Origin of the sequence: Clostridium grantii DSM 8605 (assembly GCF_900129965.1) — a bacterium.
GTDB classification, from domain to species: domain Bacteria; phylum Bacillota; class Clostridia; order Clostridiales; family Clostridiaceae; genus Clostridium_AF; species Clostridium_AF grantii.
On sequence record NZ_FQXM01000014.1, the window covers coordinates 41955 to 60077 of the forward strand.

Consider the following 18123-nt stretch of genomic DNA (forward strand, 5'->3'; position numbering starts at 1 on the left):
AGTTATAGTTATACCAGTTCAACTATTAATTTATACATGCCTCAAAACTCAAAAAATGGGATTCCTATAATAAATTAACTACTTTATTATAAGAGAAGGTTGAGCATTATAAACAGTAGATAATGGTGGTACAGAATGAGTCAACCAAACATTACCCCCAATAACTGAATCGTGTCCAATTGTTGTATCTCCCCCTAATATTGTAGCTCCTGCATAAATAACTACACCATCTTCTATATTTGGATGTCTTTTTATTCCTTTTATTGGATTCCCATTTTCATCTAAAGGAAAGCTTTTTGCTCCCAAAGTAACTCCTTGATAAATCTTCACTTTCTTTCCTATAGTACATGTCTCTCCAATTACAACTCCAGTTCCATGATCAATGAAAAAACTTTCCCCAATTTTTGCACCTGGGTGTATATCAATACCAGTTTTTTTGTGAGCAAACTCAGCCATTATTCTCGGTATTAATGGAATTTCTAATTCGTATAGCACATGAGCAATTCTATACACACTAACCGCTTCTATAGATGGATAACTTAAAAGTATTTCTTCTTTTGAAAGAGCTGCAGGATCTCCATCAAATGCAGCTTCTATATCAGTATGAAGCGTTTCTCTTATAGTTGGTAATTGACTTATCAAACTTATTACAGTTTCATTTGCTTTATCTCTACATTTAGTGCATCCTGGATCATGGTTTTCCATATCTTTGCATCTATATTTTAAAGCTGATTCAATTAAATCACTTAATTCTAGTGACGCCATTCTAATATTATTGCCAATAATAATGCTAGCACTTGATTCTTTTATAGGAACTGACTCATATACTCCGGGGAAAAGAGCAGATCGTATATTGAAAAGAATCCTTTTAGTTGTTTCCTTTCCTGCAAAACCTATAGTTTTATCTCTAAAAAAGTGTTTTTCATTAATATTTTCTAATGTTGTTGATATTTGTGGTAATTCGTTATTTAACCAATTATTAAGTTTAATGATAATACCCTCCCTTATTAGTTTAAAATTATTTTAAACTCTATTTTATAATTATATTATCCACTAAGTTTCTGCCTTGTGAATTTATTCATTAAGAAAAATTTCATAGCAAAATTCTAGCTTTCTATGATAATCTAGTTCAACTAAATCGGTAGGTTTAACCTGTCCGTCTTTCTTTGAAAAATATTCAAGATCTACATATTTCAGCATTTTATAAACAAATTGAGAACAAAACATTATATTTGGCTTATATGATGATCTTAAAACTAACCCTAACATATTATACGCGCTACCCTCTTCATTAATCTCTTTTACTTTAGCAATAAGTTGTTTTTTCTGCTGCTGGCTAGCTTTAAGTTTATAAACAATAATGGAAGAATCCTTTTTTTTGTTGAAAAACTCTATCATTTCACGATTTAACCCTGGTGGGTAAATTTTTTCTCCACCATTATAACTTATGATAGTTTCTAAATCTAAATCAAAAGCTAAAGATGCATGATTGTATTGCTTTTTAGTAAAAATTGAAATTAATTCGCTAGCTGCACTTCCAGTGTTGGAAATTATAATATAAATATAAGGATCTTTTAAACTATCGTTAGCTACTTTAAAATACTCTTCAGTTAAAGACCCGTTATTTATATATTTAATTGAACTATGCCTTGGAAAATCTTTAGCAATTTCTTCCAACTTGTCTACAGATATGCTATTTTTAATTTTATCAATACCTTTAAGCTTATATTGTACTGAATTAATAGCGCTTTTCAACTCACTAAAACTTAAAGTATTTATTTCTTGTACAGAAGGAAAATAAAATTCTGTATACTTACTAATTGTAATAAATCGTTCTATTAAATAAGGTAGACTCAAAAGAAATATTGCAACAATTTTATTAATGAAATAAAAAAAGCTGATATATTCATAATAAAACAGATTTCTAGCAAAAAAAGTCAGTTGCCCAATCAATAAAATAACATACATAAAAACAAGATACATTCTAAATCTTTTTCTTGAATTTATTTTTATGGCCCTAAAAATCATAAGCAAAAAAATAAAGCAAGCTACCAAAAAAAATATTGTTTTATCCCCATAAAAAAGTAAAATTATAAGAATCATGATTTTACTTATGTCCATAATGAACTTATATTCTTTCAAATCATTCATTTTTGTTCTCCCACTCTTGAATAAAGCAATAGTAGCTTTATTCTCTTATAATACAATTTAATTTTACATTATAAATACTAACTAATCAACATTAGCCCTCTTTATTAAAAAAATATTCAAATTAAATATTTTTTTAGTTTATCATCAATGTTCACCTGTTTAGAAACCTTTTTAATTGCTGGGATTATGAATTTTTCAATATCCTTTAAATAATCATCATAAATCATAATTTTTTTATTTTCTTTAAGGGTTTCAAACAACCCTTTATAAAGTTCTATTTGTGGCATTGATGGATGATAAATCTTTTTATTGTAGAAAAAATAATTCCCATCTTTTGATAAACTTAAAGGCAAATCACTTATTTGTTCAATAACAATATACTTTTCTATATAATCAATATTAAACTCAAGGGGTAAATCTTCATTTAAAATTTCCCCTAAAATTTCTTCTCCATTATCATATTTTATTTTGAACTTTATGTTTTTAAGGATTTTCAGTAATCTTTTCATATGACTTTCTGGTAGATATACTTTTTTTCCCTTGAATAAAAAACTTTCATTATTGTCTTTTAATAGCTGTACATTTATTTCATTGAACTCATATAATTCTTTTATCATATTAATTATTTTATTATCTTCTTCACAAAAATAATGAGTTGTACTAGAAAAAGTAAAATTCGATCCAAATTCTAATTCTTTTTTTTCAATAATACATTGAATAAAAGTCTTCATATTTTTTACAACGTATTTTTTTTCTTCTCCTATTCTTAATTCTAAAGAATGACTGGGATTATTCAAATCATTTTGTACACAAAGAATAATGTCCATTAAAATTTTATATTTTGTTTTTGCTAAAATTTTAGTGCTTCCTTGAATATTATTAATCAATTTATCAAGAATTTGTCTTTTCTCCATTTCATGTGCTTTGTGTGGATTATAGTGAAACGCTATTAGCAATGCCACAATATGTTTGCAAGGCCCATCATAATTAAAAAAAGAAGGACAGGAACAATAATATTTTACAATGCTTTCTTCCCCTAAGAAAAATTCAGTATGGTGTACTTCATCAATTGAAGAACCCATTATATCAGCTGATACTTTATATATTATTCCATCATTATCTTTTGATTTTTTAATCTTAGAATTTTTTATTTTATTTCCTTTATATATTTTATATGCTCTTGCAAAAATGATGTTATTTGTAAATTCTTTTATATCTTCAATAGATAAGATATACATTAAGCACCCTCTATCTAAATTACTTTAATAAATAATACTACCATTATACAATATTAACTGCTTTAAAAACAAATAATCATTATTATTATTTAATTAAATATAATTATGGTGATTTTTTGAAAAACAAAAAGAATCCTACTTTACAATAGGTTTCTTTCTCAAACAATACTATTTAAAATATTTATTTCTATTTAAACTCTTGAAGATTCTAATCTATTTTTATAAATTCAATTGTCCAATGTATTCCAGTACCCACACTATATGCTTTTGCAAAATTTCCTTGATTTATTGCAAGAGCCATTCTATACAATGAATTTACGTAAATAATTTGTTCGCTTACATAAACATCCCCAAAGGATTTGCCATAGGATACTCTGTTATTATAAATAAGTGTTGGACCATTACGTATAACAACTTCAATTTTATCTCCGAATTGAAATCCAAGGCTTGAAAAATGACTTCTTTCAATATTTGTCCAAAGACTTCCAAATCTTACATCAAGAATATCAATGCATCCTTTTATACTTTTCTCACCGATAATAACTTTTCCTATTTCTAATTCCACAACTTTTTCAACGCTAAGCTCTTCTCCTACTTCTTCAAATGTAATTTCTCCTGAAGCTAGTTTTGCCCCCGTATTGGCATAAACATCTCTTCCATGAAAAGTATAAGAATACTGTGTATTGTCTCTTCTGTGTTTTGATTCCTGAATTTCTCTTATAGCTACAATTCCTACAAATCTTTTTAAGTGTGTTAATGTACCATTATCAGGAGTTACGATATAGTGTCCATTTTTTGTTAAAGCAACTACACTTTTACGGTTTGTTCCAACACCTGGATCTACAACTGAAACAAATACAGTGCTCTTTGGCCAGAATTCTACAGCTTGAAACAATCTATAAGAGGCTTCCCAAATGTTATAAGGCACAATATTATGAGTTAGATTATAAATTTTCAGGTTTAAGTCAACTTCATGGGCAACCCCATACATAGCCGAAACTGCTCCATCTGATAAACCGAAATCACTTTGAAATACTAGTATTTTTTTCTGCAATAAAGCCATGTTTTATCCCCACTTTCCAAAATTATGTTTTTTATTATATAAATGGATTGAAGAATCGACTTTTGTTCACAAAAACTGAAATTAATATTGTGGTAATCAAAATTAAAATTGAAATTGTTAAAGCAGTATAATCTTGCAATGTCATCTTTCCTTTATTATACCAAGACCTTTTTTTACCTTTTCCAAAACCTCTTAAATCCATAGCATTACTAATTGACTCTACTCTATCAATTGCTGAAAAAATAAGAGGAATAATTATTATCAAAGCATTTTTAAATCGCTTAAATAAACTGGATTTTTTAGACATTTCTAGTCCTCTTGCTTGTTGTGCTTGACTAATATTATGGTAATCTCTTTGTACATCTGGAAAATATCTCAAAGTAAGTGTTACTGCATAAGCAACTTTGTAATTTACTCCAATAGAATTCAAAGAAGCGCCAAATTCACTAGGATTTGTTGTTAATAAAAAAACTATTCCAAACGGAATAACAGCAACATATTTAAATATTTTAGTATTTTGATAAAAAAGTTGTTCCCAAGTTAATCTATATCGTCCAACTAAATGTATTATTTCATGTCTTGTACCATATATTTTCACTCCGTACTCCGGTTCAAATAAAAAAGTTATTAAAGCATTTGTCACTAAAAATATTAATACATATATGAGCATAGCTTTAACCTGAGAAAACTTAATCTTTGATACTTTGAATACGCCTAAAGAAAATAACATAATGGCTAGTACAACTCTAATATCATAAGAAAACATAACTGCAAAAGATAAAAATAGAAATGAGCCTAGTTTTGTAACACCTGATAATCTATGTATAGGGGTATCTACTACATTATATGAGAATAGTTTAATTTTCATTGAAAATTCTTACCCCCTTCTCATAATCTATAAACCCTTGCACAAAATCAGTAGCATCTTTTATTCCAGCATCCTTTGCTAAATTATATAAAGAAGTTTCTTTAAGATTAGCTCTTTCAATTACATTATTATCTGTTAATACAGCTGAGGCTGAAGTATCGGCTATTATCTCCCCATCTGCAAGTACTATAGTTCTATTAGTATACTCAAGCATTAAATGCATATCATGAGTAATCATAATTGTTGTAACTCCAAGTTTATTGATTTCCACTAAAAACTCCATAATTTCACTATAATGTTTATAATCTTGCCCTGCTGTTGGTTCATCTAATATTAAAATTTGAGGTTCAAGAACAAGTATTGAAGCAATAGTTACTCTCTTTTTTTGTCCATAACTAAGAGCTGAAATAGGCCATTCCTCAAAAGGAGCTAACCCGCATACTTTTAATACTTTTTCTACTCTGATTTTAATTTCCTCTTCATTAACTTCTCTCAATCTTAAACCAAGAGCTACCTCATCATAAATTAATGACTTAGATATCATTTGATTTGGATTTTGCATTACTAAACCAATAATCTCTGCTCTTTCTTTAATACTTTTTTTACTTATATTTTCACCGTAGAAATATATATCACCGGTATCCTGTGTTTCAAAACCACATAACAGCTTTGATATTGTGGATTTACCTGCTCCATTTTTACCTACAAGAGCTATCATTTCGCCTTTATTCACATTTAGATTCACTTTTTTTAATATTTGTTTTTTACCATCATAGGAAAAAGAAACATTACTCATTTCTAAAACTTTCTCACTCTGTTTTTCTTTATGAGGTTTTGAGATTCCTTTATGCCATGATTTTAATTTCCCATTAAAATCATCAAATTTAAGACTCCATATATGTCCAGGTTTCATTTCTTCTTTTAAAGATATTCCTGCATATTTCAATGCTGTTATATACAAAGGCTCACGTATTCCATTCTCTGTCAAAATAGAAGAACATACCAATTCATGAGGATTCATATCACAAATTATACGCCCTTCTCCCATTACAATTACTCTATCAATATCTTTATGTAGCACATCCTCAAGTCGATGTTCAATGATAATGATAGTTTTTCCTGATTTTTTATGAATATCATCAATAATTTCTATAGCTGTTTTTCCAGTTGCTGGGTCTAAATTAGCTAAAGGTTCATCAAATAGTAATACATCCACATCATCAATCATAACTCCTGCTAGGGATGTTCTTTGCTTTTGTCCTCCTGATAATTCAAATGGGGATAATTTCAGTAAAGTATCCATATCCACCATTGCAGCCACTTTATTTACTCTTTCATGCATCTCTTTTGTATCAATATTATCATTTTCCATGGCAAAAGCGATATCCTCACCAACGGTAAGGCCTACAAATTGTGCATCTGAATCTTGAAGTACTGTTCCAATAATCTTAGATAATTTAAAAATATCTTGTTCTTTCGTTACAAGATCCTTAATCTTAAGTGAACCTTGATTCTCTCCCCTATAAGAAAATGGAATTAAACCATTAAGACAATGTCCTAGTGTACTTTTTCCACTTCCACTAGGACCAACTATTAAAACTTTTTCACCTGGATTTATTTCAAGATTTATATTGTGTAATGTAGGCTCTGATTGACTATAATATTGAAAACTATAATTAATAAATTCAATAATTGGTTTTTGTCTCATCATATACTGCTCCTAATTAACTTGTTATATTATTTTTTACTTAAACTTCCTTTTGCTGTTCTTGTTGCAGAATATGCAATTAATAACAAAGTGCCTATAACCCCAACGCTTATTGTATTAAGTAAAGCTGCTATTACACCTTGGGTAAATACTAAATTAGCAGGCTCTGCATAAATAAGTATATCTAATGATGGTGCCACAATTACCCAAGCAATAACATTACCTAATAATTGTATTACATTAAAAGTAATAATATCTTTTGTTTTAAATTCACCATCTTCAACTTTTGTTCTTTTAAATGCAAACCCAAAAATAAAACTTGCCATACCACTAGCAATAACCCAACTCCACCAAGGGGAACCATATTGAATTGAATCACTTAAAGCATGTCCTATAAATGCAATTAATCCTCCTGCAATAGGTCCAAATAAAGTAGCAAAAAAAGCACTTATACCATATGCTGTTTGAAAACTAGTTTCTGGTACTGGTGACGGTACTTTTACAAACATAAATAAAAGAGTAAAAATAGCAGCTCCAAGTCCAATGGCAACAATTGTTTTAGTAGAAATTTCAAAGTATTTTTTCATTTCAATTCTCCTTTTTCTTAATTTTATAAGGATCCCATTGTGAAACTTATTGAACTGAGATACCTATATACCTAACTACATAAATGTAATTTAATATAAATACAACATAGCCTTAAATATCAACTAAATTATAGCATAATTTATATGTTGCTTCAATCTCTTCACTCTCTTCAATCCCAGTAAAAAAAAAGAATAGCAATGATTAATAATATACTTCTTAAATAATATACTTCTTAATGAAAAAAAACCTGAAGAAAAATCTCCAGGTTTTAATAGTTAAATTAGATTGTAGCTATGTTTTCTGCTTGAGGGCCTTTTGGTCCTGAAACAACGTCAAAAGAAACTTTTTCGCCTTCTTCTAAAGTTTTGTATCCATCTTTTTGTATTTGTGAAAAGTGAGCAAATACGTCATTACCTTCATCTGTAGTAATAAATCCAAATCCTTTTTCGCTGTTAAACCATTTTACTGTTCCTGTCATTTTTCTTACCTCCGAAATTTTTATTCCTTTAATTCTTGAAAAAACAAATAATAAATAAAAATTTCGAAATCTATGTATCTAAGTTATTCTTATCTATATACAAATCGATAAATATTATTATAATAAGTTATTTGCTTCTGAATCAAGGTACTATATAAGTATACATCATATAAAAAAAAATGCAAGTATTTTCTGATTATTTATATTTTTATTGTTTCATAGTTAATTCATTAATAATAAAAGCCACCATCATTTTCTTCATAAAAATAGCGACTTTTTTATAATTTTTATTTAATATTCTTAATAAACCTTTCAGCCATAACCGCAGAAATTGCTCCATCAGAAGCTGCTGTTATAATTTGTCTAACTTGTTTTGTCCTGATATCTCCTGCTGCAAAAACCCCTTCTAAATTTGTTTTTGTATCTTCATTAGCTATTATATAACCTAATTGATCTAAGTTAATTTGATTTTTGTATAACTCTGATTTTGGTTCTGATCCGATATATACAAATACTCCTTCTGTTGAAATTTCCATGATTTTTTTTGTAATCAAATTTTCAATCACAATAAACTGTAGTCTTTTATCTTTTCCTTTTACCTCTCTCACTTCTGAATTCAATATAACGCTTATTTTATCCTTATTTAAAACTTCCTTTATAGCTTTATTTCCTGCTTGAAATTTATCAAATTGATGAATTATAGTCACCTCAGAGGCATATTTACACAACAATACCGCTTCTTCAAGTGCAGAATTTCCTCCTCCAATCACTACTATTTTTTTATCCTTATACATAGGTGCATCACAAGTTGCACAATAATGTATTCCTTTTCCCATAAAAGTATGCGCATTCTTTGCTGGTAATTGTTTTGGTTTTGCCCCTGAAGCAATGATTATAGACTTTGCATAAAAGTCAGTATCTTCAGTTCTAACATATTTAATTTCAGATATCAAATCCACCTTTAAAATCTCTTTTAAATCTTTAATTAAAGTTCCAAAAGAAATAGCTTGGTTTTTCATATTTTCAATTAAAATCTTACCTTTTATACACCCTTTACTCCCCGGATAATTTTCTACATTATACAATGTAGCTGTTTGACCTCCTATTACATTTTCATCTATTAAAATAGTTTTTAATCCTGCTCTTGAAGCATAAATGGCTGCCGAGAGACCTGCTACACCTGCACCTAAAATTATCAAATCACAATAAACTTTTTTTCTTTCAATAGTTGGTAGCATTTGTTTAAACACATCTTCGAAAACTTTTCTTACTTCTACTAAACTCAAAAATCCTGTTAACCTTGTCCCAACTTCTTTCCCTTTATTAAAAAATAAAAGAGTAGGACTACTTAAAACATTTAAACTCAATCCAAAATCCTTATTAGCTGTTCTTAATATTTTTACAAACTTTATTTGATTACCATACCTCTCATTTAATCTTGTATATATAGGGGATAAAACTTCACAAGGTGGACATCCTTCTGAATAAAACTCCAAAACTACTGGTTTTAAACTTTCAATAACTTCACTCTGAAATTCAGTAGCATCTATTGTCTTTATATTCTCACTCATAATATATTCATCCTTCTTTGTTTATTATTGTAATACAAAATATTTTTCCCTATATTATTTTATGCTGAGGATAAGTTTTTGTATCATTATTTTCAATTTACTCAATTTAATATTATATTCAAGAAAAATACATTTTATATCTCTCCAAGGTAACTTTTCACCATTTTATTGAATAAATTGTGTAAAATGTTATAATTAAAGATATATTGTTGTTTAAATAACATTGGAGGTATTTTATGGATTCTTTTCATCAAATTGATACTAGTATCAATATACTAGCACAACGCAACAAAATTGCCGAAAAACATTATGGTTCGTCAAAAATACAAGGCATTGAAATACTATCTTATGTAAATGAGACAATTGTTCATTCCTTAAAAATAAATTACTATCAAGGCGTTTGTACGGGATATCGTGTTCTTGCTTTACATTATTCTAATATTGGCAGCGAAGAAAAAGCATTAAAATACCTTCTATTATGTGAAGAATATATAAAAAATTGTAATTTAGAAGAAATTAATTATGCTCATTTATATAATGCTTATGTAGTTTATTATTCAGATCTAATTGGTGACCAAGAAAAAGCAGCTTACTATTGCAAACTATCAATAGAAAAATCAGAAACCTTAGATAATAAAGTTATGCTTATGTGCTCAAAAGCATGTTTAGGCGCAATACATCTTAAACTCCAGAATCACGAACAAGGAATTGAATTAACAAATAGTACCTTAATCTACTATGAAGCTAAAAATGACCACCTTTCTTGTATGTATTGCTATAACAATCTAGGGGAAGCATATTATAATTTGAATTTAATTGATAAATCTATTCTATACTATGAGAAAGCTTATAAATTAGCACTTGAAGAACAGGATATAGTTATTATAGAGGATTCTTCCATTGGATTGTCCCGTATTTACTCAAAAAATGGAGATTTTACTAAAGCGATAAAACTTTTAGAAAAAACAATTCAAATCGCTAAAGATAATAAGGTAGTAAGGGTTGAAACAAATGCAATTTTTGAGCTAATAGATATATATATTTCCAAAGAAGATTTGAATAAAGCTGAGTCTTTGCTTGTGCAAAGCAAAAAACTAGTTGATGAAATCCATAATCGTTTAGTAGACCTTCATTACAATGAACGTAAAGCTAAAATTGCTGAAAAATTAGAGAATTTTAAAGAAGCTTACTATAGTAGCTTAAAATGTCAAGAATTGACCAAAATATTAGAAAGCGAAAACGCTAGGAATATTTCTAATAATTTACTTAAAACTCAATTAAATAAAACAAGAGATAGACTTGAAACAATTTTTAAAATTGGAAGAGAATTAACAACAATGAATGTAATTGATGATGTTTTAATAGAAGTAACACAAAAGTTAAAGAAACTAATGGATGTTGATTTTATAGGTATTGGCGAAATTGTTAATGATTCTATATTATTTAATCACTGTTATGAAGAAGAAAATTTTTTGACACCTGTAAAATATTCATTAACTGATAAAAACAGTTTTGCAGTATGGTCAATTGAGCACCAAAAAGAACTTATGTTAAATGACATTGAATCAGAATATTCTCTTTATATAAAAGAAACCAATATTGTGAATTCCACAGCTATGGGTAATATTACACACTCTTTGTTGTATGCTCCTTTAATTGTAAAAAATGAAATAATTGGTGTTTTTACAATCCAAAGTTACAAGAAAGATGCTTATTCCTCTGAAGAGTTTGAAATTTTTAAAATTATAGCATCTTATATAGCTATTGCTCAAGTAAACGCTTATCAAGCTGAAAAACTAAAAAATCTATCACTTATTGATACCCTTACAAATTTAAAAAACCGTAGTGGGTTTACTTCTGGCTTTGATAAAATAGTTTGTAATAATTTTTCAATAATAAATAGCGTTTCACTTATTATGTTAGATTTAGACCATTTCAAATTAATTAATGATAACCATGGACATATGGCTGGTGATTTGGTTTTAAAAAAAGTTGGAAAGCTTTTAAGTGAATACGAGAATTCTGTTGATTTAGTCGCTAGAATTGGTGGTGAAGAGTTTGCTATATTAATTGTTAATAAAAGTATAAACTTCATAAGAACTCTAGCTGAAGATATAAGGTATTCTTTTGAAAACACAAAAGTTACTTACAAGAATAAACAAATAAAAATAACAACAAGCATAGGGGTTTCTTATATATCTGTTGATAAAAATAAACTTTCATTATTCGAAGAGCTTTATTATCAAGCCGATAAAGCCCTTTATAGTGCAAAAGCTTTAGGTAGAAATAAGGTTGAATTTTTTAATAAAAAGGATACTTCAAACTAATTAATACAAAAAAAGTATGAATCCACTTATTCATACTTTTTTTGTATTTATATTATATTGTTAAAAACTTTTAGTAAATCTGTATTTACTTTTTATATTAATTAGCTTGGTTTAAAGAATTTTTTAAGTCTTCATCAGCAGTACTTATTGGTTTGATATCAAAAGTATCTACTAGATATTGTAAAACATTTGGAGAAATAAATGCTGGCAAACTTGGTCCTAAGTAAATTCCTTTTATACCTAGAGATAGTAAAGCTAATAAATCTGCTACAGCTTTTTGTTCATACCATGAAAGTACTATTGTAAGAGGTAATGAATTTACATCTGTATCAAATGCATCTGCCAAGGCTAAAGCTATTCTAACTGCAGAATAAGCATCGTTACATTGACCAACATCTAATAATCTTGGTAACCCTGCTACAGTTCCAAAATCCAATTTGTTAAATCTATACTTTCCACAAGCAAGAGTAAGTATGGCGCAATCTTTTGGAACTTTTTCAGCAAATTCTGTATAATAATTTCTTCCTGGTTTTGCTCCATCACATCCACCAATCAAGAAGAAATGTCTTAATTCACCAGATTTTACTGCATCAACGATAGCTCCTGCATGTGATAAAGTAGCATTGTGTCCAAATCCAACCAAAATTTCTTTTTTATCTTGATCTTCTTCAAATCCACCTAATTCTAATGCTTTATCTATTATTTCACTAAAATCTTTTGTACCATCTTCATTAACTTTTATGTTAATAAGACCTTCCCAACCCACAACATTAGTTGTAAATATTCTATCTTTATAACTATCTCTTGGTCTCATTAAACAATTAGTAGTCATTAATATACAACCTGGTATATTATCAAACTCTTTTTGTTGATTTTGCCAAGCAGAACCGAAATTACCTACTAAATGTTTATATTTATTCAATGATGGATATCCATGAGCTGGTAACATTTCTCCATGAGTATAAATATTAATTCCTTTACCCTCTGTTTGCTCAAGTAACATTTCTAGGTCTCTTAAATCGTGACCAGAAATAATTATAAAAGGTCCTTTTTTAACATTTACATTTACTTGTTGAGGCGATGGATGGCTGTACTTTGTAGTATTAGCTTCATCAAGTACCTTCATTATTTCTACACTCATTTCTCCTGCTTTCATAGTCATTCCAATTAAATCTTCAAGAGTTAATTCATCATTAGTAGTAGCTTCAAGAGCTAAAAAGTAAAATTGATCTACTTGATCGCTATTATAATTGATAAATCTTGCTTGATGGCTATAAGCAGATATACCTTTTAATCCATATAATATTGTCCATCTTAAAGAACGAATATCTTCATTAAGCTCTTTATCATACATAATACCCGCAATTTCTGAATCCTTTAACATAGTTTCTTTAGTTTCACTTAAATTATATGTAGCATAATTAGGATATTTAGCATCTGGTGCTTTTTCTCTTAATTCTTCCTTTATTTTTTGAGATTCCTTTAATAGTTTAACATGAACTTCAGGGTCAAAATTTACATTTGTTAATGTAGTAAATAATGAATCCTCTACGAATTTAACAATTTCTTTATCTATCATTTCACCTTTTTCAATTAAAGGTTTTGCATAACAAGCTATTCCTTTTAATTGAAAAATCAATAAGTCTTGAAGATTGGCAATTTCTGGTACTTTACCACAAACCCCGCTTTTAGTACAACCTTTTCCACCCATTGTTTGTTCACATTGATAACAAAACATTGCATTTTCCATAGTCATCTCTCCTATTTCTTTTATTTTTAAATATTTTTCCAAATAAATAAGCATACACATGTTGAGTTAAATTAAATATAATCTTGAATTTAATTTAATAATATATAAAATACTTAAGTACATTATATCATTTTATTTCACTTTATGCTAATATTTTGTCATTTATATATTGTTTAGTAATTATATTGGAAATTTATTCTATTTATATAAATGTACATGACTTTACAACATTCACAATTTTTATGATTCCCTTATAAAAAAATAATTATACACTTTAAGTGAACTTCAAAAGCTAGTTAATCTTTCATTAACTAGCTTTTTTTTAAAATATAATATTTGATAAAAATATTACTATGGTCAAAGTTACACTACAAAGCAAAGTTGTAGTTATAACCACTTGCGCCGCAAAATCCGGTTCATTATCAAATTCTACTGCAATTAATACTGCATTAATAGCTGTTGGCACAGAGCTTGAAATTAAAAGAGTTTTAGCCATTACCTCATCCATATTCATGAATTTTATTAGAATAAAGGCTATGACTGGTGCACAACAAAGTCTCATAAAAGTTGCAAGATAAACATCAATATTAGAAAAATGAAATTTCGTCATTGAAAGTTGAATTCCTAATGTTATCAAAGCAATTGGCACTAAACCATTCCTCAAATATACTAATGCAGGCCATATAAAAAAGGATGAAATATTTATATGAAAATACTTAAAAACAATAACTAAAAATATTGCATATAAGGAAGGCATAGAAATTATTTTTTTCAGTGTTTCCTTAATGCTTAATTGTCCTAATCCAGCATTAAAAAAGCCTACCGTATAAGTAATTATATTTTGTACCATCAATACCATTATTTGAATAGCTGCTGCATATCCAAGATAAGGTGAGTCTTTAAAAACTAAAGCAATTAATGGAACTCCAAAATTACCTGAATTGTATAAAATCATTGTATTCATAAAATTTGCATTTATAGATTTATTTTGCTTTCTAAATATCCCCACCACAAAGGTAAGTAAATATGATATAAGAAATAATAAAAATGCAAATAAAAGAACTTTCACTAACTTTAAATCAATATTTGTTTCTGATAAAGATACGAATATAAAAGATGGAACAAATAAGTAAAAATTAATTTTGCTTAAAGTTTTAATATCTATATTCTGTGTTTTCCCTAAAATAGAACCCAAAAAAATTATAAAGAAAATTGGTGCGATATTATTTGTAATTATAAATATAAAAATATTCATTTTCGTAAATCCCTTCTAGGAAAGTTGGTTATTTTACCAACACCTCTTTTTTCACAATTTCACCATTTAATAGATAAATAATAGCCTGCCATTTTTCGATTCCTTCTGTAGATTCAATTGCTTCTTGCAACCAATTATGTTTATAATTAACCATAAAGGGATCGTCATACGCTATATCAATAAGTTCTTCATTTCTGTAAAACTCCACATAATTTATTTTTTCAGGATATAAACTTGATAATCTTACCCATCTTTTATTTTCAAAAATCATATTTGGTTCTAATCCTTGTAAATAAAATTCTTCTTCTTTAGGTATCTCTTCTAATTTAATGCCTATTCCCATAGCCATTCTATGAGCAAAAAAATTATCTTCTCCTTTTAAAACGCTCCAATAAGTTGGTGGCTCTTGCTTTGTCATATTATTGTAATATCCCCAAGACACTCCTGCTTTAAATGAAACTTCAAGTTGACTTATTGCTTGTGAATCTTCATTACATAAAATTGGTTTTATAGGTTTAATAGCTTTCGCTTTTTTTATAAGATTATAGTATTGTTGTCTTGTTTGTCCATTTCCATGAATTAAAATTATATCAGAAGCCTCAGCAATTATTTCACTAAAATATCCCCCTGTTCCACTACATCCAACAGGTATTCCTCCTGATTCTCTTTGTGCTATTTTTATTAAATCAACAACCCCTTTTTCAGTGTAAAGCACAGGATGAACTTTGAAATCCCATATATCATGTTCATTAGCAATTTCAATAATTACATTAGTAAATTTTAAATCTTTTATCCAATTAGAAACTTGTTTAACTGCATTAATAACGGCTTTATCATCTTTTAAATGTCTTGTTTGAGCACCATAAAAGCAACTAACAATAACTATCATTCCTAGTTTATCTGCTGCTTTAATTAAGCTTTCCATTCTACTTAGATATGCTTTATCTATACTTGTACCATTTTCTCCATAAGGATTGTTGTTAATAGAATAGTTATTTATTGTACAACAAGGCCCTCCCCCTTGAAAACCTACTGTAAATGCTCTTAGTCCGTAACTATACCACATAGGAAGAGCTTTAATCAAATCCTCTGTATTTTTTTCTGGATCAAAAACAGTAGCTCCAAATCTGGCGTATCTTTCTCTATTATTTACATCATCAAAAACACCTTGAATAAATCTAGCATTCATAAGTAATCCGTGAGCCTGCGGAAGAGAATCAGGAATTTCGCTATACACTAGTTTGTTATTAATTAAAAACTTGTTTTCTTTAATAGATAAAATTGTTTCTGACATTTTAAACCCTCCTAGAATATGTTTTATAATTATATCTTCAAATTTCACTTTCGTATATAGGCTATCATACATCCTACCTTTGGTCAACAATAAAATATTTTTTTTGCTGTATTTGTTTATTCTGTGTATAATATTGTATATATAATATTATATAAATTAAACTTTTAAGGGGATATTACTATGAATGAACTGTCTAATAATTTTATATACACCGCTTTAGGTGATGATTTAAGTAGCTTATTACCTTCTTTCATATTTTATGGATTTCCTTATCGAATTTGCAGATATTTTAAACAAAATAACTTTAAAGTTGAATTTCATAATTTTGCAAAACCCAAATTTACTAGTAACGATTTATTTTTTCAATTAAGGTCAAATTTTGAAATAAGGCAGCAAATCAAAAAATCCAATGTATTAACCCTAAGTATAGGAGCTAATAATTTATTACTTGGTGTAAATGAAACTTATACTGATATTAACGGAAAATCAGTAAAAAAAAGCATAGAAAGTTTTAAAGAAGATTGGAATTTTATTTTATATTTTATTCGCAATTGCATAGGTTCTAAAGCAACCATATATATAATGACCATCTATAACCCTTTTAATACAAAAGACCCAAATTTCACTGTAGCAGATTATTATATACAATTAGCAAATAGCATTATAAAAGATGAATTTTGGATTAAAACCTATGATTACAAGATTGTAGATGTATATGAATCTTTTAAATTTAGTAGTAAAAACAACTTTACATTTTTTGAAACCTATTTAAGAGAACCTTATCCCACTTTTACTGGAAATAAAATAATAGCTGAAGAATTTATATCCCAAATCAAATCTCAGATAATTAGCCCTAGTTTCTTTTCATAATTTTTTAAAATCAAAATTCTTAGTACTATTTAAATAATAAAAGCTATGAATTTTTTATATATTAATCATAAAAAAATTCATAGCTTTTTAGTTAAAACAATTAAATCAATAGAATTTTAAACTCTATTATTAGACCCACCACTTCTTTGGTTTCTTTTTTCTTTGGACCCAGAAGTAATTTTCTTACCTGGAATTTGTTTTTCTTTTTTATTTTGTTGTCCATTTCTTTTCTCTATTAGCTTTTTCATCATTTCTATACTTTTTTCTGACATAAAATACTCCCTTCAATAAATCAATTTAATTTATATTATTTATAGTACTCAATTATATCATGATTGTCATTTTGATGATATAAATAAAATGAATAGTAATAATATTTTTTACTATTTATTCAACTTTCAATTCATCTAAATCAATAGCATTTAAAATCTCTTTAAGTTTTTTTAACTCTTCTTTATTTAAAGTGATTCCTTTTCCCATTTTCTCATGCTTTTCATCCCACTCTCGAATATCCACTTTTGGCTTTTTGTTATTCCAAGTCATTACATTAACCTCACGTGTCCAGCCTTTGTTGCTTTCAGATATTGTTCCTAAATTTTCTTTAATATCAAATTTAAAATCTGCCATTTTATTACTCCTTCTTACATTAATTTATGTTTTCCTTTTATAATTTTTATCATTATAGGTATCCCAGTTCAACTATTAATTTATACGTGTCCAAAACTCCTAGAAACATGGAGATTTATAAAACTAGTTGATACGTCTAGTTTTTAGTATAAGTATAAATTAAGTTTCACAGTGGAATCCCTATAAAATCAAATTTATCTTATCACGAATTCCTTTGGGAATCAACGTATCAATTAAACAAATAATTTATTTTGATAAAAAAAACATTTTATACTTAAAAAGCATGTAGGCAATCTGTTTGCTTACATGCTAAATAAATATTCTACTTCTTGAGA

At 27.7% G+C, this 18123-nt stretch carries 16 protein-coding genes; 2 read left to right on the forward strand and 14 right to left on the reverse strand.

Going from position 1 to position 18123, the window contains the following annotated elements:
* Positions 1 to 78: 78 nt before the first annotated feature.
* From epsC to BUB83_RS12670, 9 genes are all read right to left on the reverse strand, one after another.
* A complete protein-coding gene (gene epsC, locus BUB83_RS12630) occupies positions 79 to 765 on the reverse strand; it encodes a serine O-acetyltransferase EpsC (RefSeq protein ID WP_242950680.1) in 687 nt (228 codons plus the stop codon).
* Positions 766 to 1074: 309 nt separating this feature from the next.
* Positions 1075 to 2151 carry a hypothetical protein gene (locus tag BUB83_RS12635; protein ID WP_073338831.1) on the reverse strand — a complete coding sequence of 359 codons (1077 nt, stop codon included), beginning with the start codon at positions 2149 to 2151 and terminating at the stop codon, positions 1075 to 1077.
* Between the two features lie 116 nt (positions 2152 to 2267).
* Positions 2268 to 3389 (reverse strand): SNF2 helicase associated domain-containing protein, encoded by a 1122-nt coding sequence (locus tag BUB83_RS12640; protein WP_073338832.1) that lies wholly within the window; start codon positions 3387 to 3389, stop codon positions 2268 to 2270.
* 208 nt (positions 3390 to 3597) lie between these two features.
* Entirely contained in the window at positions 3598 to 4452 is an 855-nt protein-coding gene (locus BUB83_RS12645) for an SAM hydrolase/SAM-dependent halogenase family protein (protein WP_073338833.1), read from the reverse strand.
* 34 nt (positions 4453 to 4486) lie between these two features.
* Complete coding sequence (locus tag BUB83_RS12650; protein ID WP_073338834.1) at positions 4487 to 5320, reverse strand: energy-coupling factor transporter transmembrane component T family protein; 834 nt, start codon at positions 5318 to 5320, stop codon at positions 4487 to 4489.
* Positions 5310 to 7028 carry an ABC transporter ATP-binding protein gene (locus BUB83_RS12655; protein WP_073338835.1) on the reverse strand — a complete coding sequence of 573 codons (1719 nt, stop codon included), beginning with the start codon at positions 7026 to 7028 and terminating at the stop codon, positions 5310 to 5312. The genes BUB83_RS12650 and BUB83_RS12655 overlap by 11 nt, the downstream gene beginning before the upstream one ends.
* A gap of 29 nt (positions 7029 to 7057) precedes the next feature.
* A complete protein-coding gene (locus BUB83_RS12660; RefSeq protein ID WP_073338836.1) occupies positions 7058 to 7615 on the reverse strand; it encodes an ECF-type riboflavin transporter substrate-binding protein in 558 nt (185 codons plus the stop codon).
* 281 nt (positions 7616 to 7896) lie between these two features.
* Positions 7897 to 8094 (reverse strand): cold-shock protein, encoded by a 198-nt coding sequence (locus BUB83_RS12665; protein WP_073338837.1) that lies wholly within the window; start codon positions 8092 to 8094, stop codon positions 7897 to 7899.
* Positions 8095 to 8381: 287 nt separating this feature from the next.
* Positions 8382 to 9665 (reverse strand): FAD-dependent oxidoreductase, encoded by a 1284-nt coding sequence (locus BUB83_RS12670; protein WP_073338838.1) that lies wholly within the window; start codon positions 9663 to 9665, stop codon positions 8382 to 8384.
* A 236-nt stretch (positions 9666 to 9901) separates the two neighbouring features.
* Here BUB83_RS12670 and BUB83_RS12675 point away from each other — a divergent pair, with 236 nt between their 5' ends.
* Complete coding sequence (locus tag BUB83_RS12675; RefSeq protein WP_073338839.1) at positions 9902 to 11992, forward strand: sensor domain-containing diguanylate cyclase; 2091 nt, start codon at positions 9902 to 9904, stop codon at positions 11990 to 11992.
* Between the two features lie 97 nt (positions 11993 to 12089).
* Here BUB83_RS12675 and hcp read toward each other — a convergent pair whose 3' ends face one another.
* The 3 genes from hcp to BUB83_RS12690 all read right to left on the reverse strand — a co-directional run bounded on the left by hcp (position 12090) and on the right by BUB83_RS12690 (position 16291).
* On the reverse strand, positions 12090 to 13742 hold the full coding sequence (hcp, locus tag BUB83_RS12680) for a hydroxylamine reductase (protein ID WP_073338840.1): 1653 nt from the start codon (positions 13740 to 13742) through the stop codon (positions 12090 to 12092).
* A gap of 322 nt (positions 13743 to 14064) precedes the next feature.
* A complete protein-coding gene (locus tag BUB83_RS12685; protein ID WP_073338841.1) occupies positions 14065 to 14997 on the reverse strand; it encodes an AEC family transporter in 933 nt (310 codons plus the stop codon).
* A 28-nt stretch (positions 14998 to 15025) separates the two neighbouring features.
* Positions 15026 to 16291 (reverse strand): glycoside hydrolase family protein, encoded by a 1266-nt coding sequence (locus BUB83_RS12690; RefSeq protein WP_073338842.1) that lies wholly within the window; start codon positions 16289 to 16291, stop codon positions 15026 to 15028.
* A gap of 180 nt (positions 16292 to 16471) precedes the next feature.
* Here BUB83_RS12690 and BUB83_RS12695 point away from each other — a divergent pair, with 180 nt between their 5' ends.
* Positions 16472 to 17161, forward strand: a complete 690-nt coding sequence (locus BUB83_RS12695; protein WP_073338843.1) for an SGNH/GDSL hydrolase family protein — start codon at positions 16472 to 16474, stop codon at positions 17159 to 17161.
* Positions 17162 to 17277: 116 nt separating this feature from the next.
* On the opposite strand, the gene BUB83_RS21985 is transcribed toward BUB83_RS12695, so the two are convergent.
* Complete coding sequence (locus BUB83_RS21985) at positions 17278 to 17433, reverse strand: hypothetical protein (RefSeq protein ID WP_159434087.1); 156 nt, start codon at positions 17431 to 17433, stop codon at positions 17278 to 17280.
* A 115-nt stretch (positions 17434 to 17548) separates the two neighbouring features.
* Positions 17549 to 17788, reverse strand: a complete 240-nt coding sequence (locus BUB83_RS12700; protein WP_073338844.1) for a YdbC family protein — start codon at positions 17786 to 17788, stop codon at positions 17549 to 17551.
* Positions 17789 to 18123: the final 335 nt, after the last annotated feature.

What these genes read in the sequence shown, in the direction of transcription:
- BUB83_RS12675 (WP_073338839.1), top strand. Translation starts at nt 9,902, where the DNA reads ATGGATTCTTTTCATCAAATTGATACTAGTATCAATATACTAGCACAA.
- BUB83_RS12670 (WP_073338838.1), bottom strand. Translation starts at nt 9,665, where the DNA reads ATGAGTGAGAATATAAAGACAATAGATGCTACTGAATTTCAGAGTGAA.
- BUB83_RS12695 (WP_073338843.1), top strand. Translation starts at nt 16,472, where the DNA reads ATGAATGAACTGTCTAATAATTTTATATACACCGCTTTAGGTGATGAT.
- BUB83_RS12700 (WP_073338844.1), bottom strand. Translation starts at nt 17,788, where the DNA reads ATGGCAGATTTTAAATTTGATATTAAAGAAAATTTAGGAACAATATCT.
- BUB83_RS21985 (WP_159434087.1), bottom strand. Translation starts at nt 17,433, where the DNA reads ATGTCAGAAAAAAGTATAGAAATGATGAAAAAGCTAATAGAGAAAAGA.
- BUB83_RS12650 (WP_073338834.1), bottom strand. Translation starts at nt 5,320, where the DNA reads ATGAAAATTAAACTATTCTCATATAATGTAGTAGATACCCCTATACAT.
- epsC (WP_242950680.1), bottom strand. Translation starts at nt 765, where the DNA reads ATGGCGTCACTAGAATTAAGTGATTTAATTGAATCAGCTTTAAAATAT.
- BUB83_RS12635 (WP_073338831.1), bottom strand. Translation starts at nt 2,151, where the DNA reads ATGAATGATTTGAAAGAATATAAGTTCATTATGGACATAAGTAAAATC.
- BUB83_RS12665 (WP_073338837.1), bottom strand. Translation starts at nt 8,094, where the DNA reads ATGACAGGAACAGTAAAATGGTTTAACAGCGAAAAAGGATTTGGATTT.
- BUB83_RS12690 (WP_073338842.1), bottom strand. Translation starts at nt 16,291, where the DNA reads ATGTCAGAAACAATTTTATCTATTAAAGAAAACAAGTTTTTAATTAAT.
- BUB83_RS12655 (WP_073338835.1), bottom strand. Translation starts at nt 7,028, where the DNA reads ATGAGACAAAAACCAATTATTGAATTTATTAATTATAGTTTTCAATAT.
- BUB83_RS12645 (WP_073338833.1), bottom strand. Translation starts at nt 4,452, where the DNA reads ATGGCTTTATTGCAGAAAAAAATACTAGTATTTCAAAGTGATTTCGGT.
- hcp (WP_073338840.1), bottom strand. Translation starts at nt 13,742, where the DNA reads ATGGAAAATGCAATGTTTTGTTATCAATGTGAACAAACAATGGGTGGA.
- BUB83_RS12685 (WP_073338841.1), bottom strand. Translation starts at nt 14,997, where the DNA reads ATGAATATTTTTATATTTATAATTACAAATAATATCGCACCAATTTTC.
- BUB83_RS12660 (WP_073338836.1), bottom strand. Translation starts at nt 7,615, where the DNA reads ATGAAAAAATACTTTGAAATTTCTACTAAAACAATTGTTGCCATTGGA.
- BUB83_RS12640 (WP_073338832.1), bottom strand. Translation starts at nt 3,389, where the DNA reads ATGTATATCTTATCTATTGAAGATATAAAAGAATTTACAAATAACATC.